Origin of the sequence: Variovorax sp. J31P179 (assembly GCF_030316985.1) — a bacterium.
Classification (GTDB): domain Bacteria; phylum Pseudomonadota; class Gammaproteobacteria; order Burkholderiales; family Burkholderiaceae_C; genus Variovorax; species Variovorax ginsengisoli_B.
This window is the reverse complement of sequence record NZ_JASZYL010000040.1, coordinates 1-2529: the sequence shown is the minus strand read 5'-3', so window position 1 is coordinate 2529 and position 2529 is coordinate 1. Positions and strand designations below refer to the sequence as shown.

3 protein-coding genes are annotated in these 2529 nt (G+C 66.6%); all 3 read right to left on the bottom strand.

Annotation, left to right across the window (positions count from 1 at the left end; all coding sequences use genetic code 11):
• Positions 1-64: 64 nt before the first annotated feature.
• Positions 65-1660 (bottom strand): IS66 family transposase, encoded by a 1596-nt coding sequence (gene tnpC, locus QTI17_RS34910; RefSeq protein ID WP_286538764.1) that lies wholly within the window; start codon positions 1658-1660, stop codon positions 65-67.
• Between the two features lie 73 nt (positions 1661-1733).
• A complete protein-coding gene (gene tnpB, locus QTI17_RS34905; RefSeq protein WP_286538762.1) occupies positions 1734-2072 on the bottom strand; it encodes an IS66 family insertion sequence element accessory protein TnpB in 339 nt (112 codons plus the stop codon).
• Positions 2069-2449 carry an IS66-like element accessory protein TnpA gene (gene tnpA, locus QTI17_RS34900; protein ID WP_286538761.1) on the bottom strand — a complete coding sequence of 127 codons (381 nt, stop codon included), beginning with the start codon at positions 2447-2449 and terminating at the stop codon, positions 2069-2071. Before tnpA ends, tnpB begins: the two co-directional genes overlap by 4 nt.
• Positions 2450-2529: the final 80 nt, after the last annotated feature.

Below are 2529 nucleotides of genomic sequence, written 5' to 3'. Positions count from 1 at the left end.
GTAAGCGGCTGGCCGTCCCATAGTTGACGGGCGGACGAGGATCGCCGCGGTAGCGGCGACGTGCTCAGCGCGCGGGGTGCCAGTTGTGCGGAAGCAGTTCGTCGATGCGGCTGTTCAGCTGCGTGGGCAGCCGGGTGAGGACATCATTGAGGTAGGCCCACGGATCGTGCCTGTGTAGCTTTGCCGACTGCACCAAGCTCATCACTATCGCGGCACGCTGACCAGCGAGCGCGCTGCCGGCGAACAGCCATGCTCGACGTCCGACCGCCCACGGACGGATCAGGTTTTCCAGGCTGTTGTTGTCGACGTTCACGTCACCGTCGAGCAGGTTGTGCGTCAACGCCTCCCAGTGGTTGAGGCTGTAGTTCAAGGCCTTGGCGGTCGAGCTGCCGTCGGGCACTCGGCTTCGTTCCAGTTGCAGCCATGCATGCAGGTCCGCCCACAGTGGCTTCGCATGGCTGCATCTTCTCGACAGCCGCTCATCGCTCGTCAGCGCCGACAGCTCTCGCTCGAGGCGGTAGATCTCCGCGATGCGACGCAGCGCCTCCTCAGCGACAGCGCTCTTTCCCGAGTCGAGCAGCAGTTCATCGAACTTGCGTCTGGCATGGGCAAGGCATCCGGCGGCGATGCGTCCGGGCGTGGCACTCATCACGCTGTCGTAGGCCTTGTATTCATCGCGCACCAGCGTGCCGCGCCAACTTCGCTCGTCCTGACCACCCCCAGCGCCCAGGAACGCGATCGGATACTGCGCGCCGCGTCCCTCGCAGAAGTCATAGATCACGCCCGGCACTGGATCGAAGGCGCTGCGTGCGTAGGCCCAGACGTAGGCCTTCTTGGTCTTGCCCCGACCCGGGTCGAGCAGGGCCACCGGCGTTTCGTCGGCATGGAGCACCCGGGCGGAGAGCACGAAGCGCTTGTGCGCGTCGTAAAGCGGCTCCAGTGCCGCACCGCCTCGGCCAGACCAGGCTGCCAGTGTCGAGCGCGGCGTGTGCACGCCCGAACGCGCGTTGATGGCCTCCTGGCGGTAGTACGGCAGGTGATCCACGAAGCGGCTGATCAGGGTGTGCGCCACCAGGCCGGCTGCGGGCATGCCGCCGTCGATGATCTGCGGCTCGACGGCTTCTTGCACCAGGCGTTGGCAGCAGCGGCACGCCCACTTGCCGTAGACGTGTCGGTGCACGAAGAACTCCGCCGGCACGATGTCCAGCTTCTCGCTGATGTCCTCGCCCACGCGCACCATCGGCTTGCCGCAGCCCGGGCTTGGGCAGGCGGTGTCCTCGGGGTCATGGTCATGCTGCACGCGACGCAGATGGTCGGGCAGGGGCTGGCGTCGCGGCTTACGCCTGGACGACGCGGCTGTGTCATCCGGCGGCGTGCCCTGCGCCTGCTTCAGCAGGGCCTCCAGAGCGGCCTCGTCTTCGGTCAGCGTCTCCTCGAACAGCCGGCGCTGCTCGGCGCTCATCGCCTCGGACTTCGCACCGAACTTCCAGGCCTTGTGCCGAGCCAGCTCGAACGTGAGTTTCTCGAGCTTGGCGTCCTTCAGACGGATGTCCTGCGCCTGGCGCTGGATCTGCTGCAGCATCTGCTGCGCAAGCGCCGTGACCGCCTCGGGGGGCAGACCTTGGAGGTCTTCGTCCTTGAGGTTGTGCAGGTCCTGCATGGGTTCTCATCATGCAAGACCGGCTGCTTCGCGTCATTGGGAATTGCGCTGTGAACGCGCTCCCTGCGAAGGGCTATAGACGGGTGATCACAGTCATCTCTGGCAGGCGCTCCCAGGGCAGTCCCACCACCAGCGCATCGAACTGCGCCTGCGTCAAGGAGAGCGGGGTCGCTGCGCTGCTCTCGATCGGCCACACGAAGCGCCCCGCGTTGAGCCTCCTGGCGGCACACCACACGCCGAAGCCGTCGTGCACGAGCAGCTTGATACGGGTGGCCCGCACGTTGGCGAACAAGTAGCCGTGGTGCGCACGAGCACTGCCGAGGGCATGCACGACGTGAGCCATCAGGCGCTCGGCGCCGGCACGCATGTCCAAGGGCTGGGTGCAAAGCCAGAGGGCGTCGATGCGGATCATCGCAACAGCTCGCGCAGCCAAGCCGCGCAATCGACCGCCGCCGAGACCGGCCATGTGACACTCACGCCCAGAGCACCGCGCTTGAACTCGAGTCGGATCGTCTCGGTACTGGCCGCCACGCGCGATGGCGCCGGAGCCGCCGGCGGCGCAGGCAACGACAACTCGACAAACTCCCGCGCACGCTCGACCGTGGCACTTGCTGGAGGTGGCGCGGGAATCGCCCCGCGGCCACGACGCCACTGATGCACGAGGTTGTCGTTCAGCCCAAACGACAGCGCGACCGCCGCGACGGAAGCGCCGGGTTCGGCGCAGGCGGCCAGAACCTGCGCCTTGAACGCCGCGCTGTGCCGGCGGCGTTGCTTCGGATTGACGTCCATAGATGTCCAGCTAACTTAGGTGGACAGCATGGTCTCCGGCTTGGCCTCTGATCTCAAGGTGGGGAGACTGGCCGCTTACG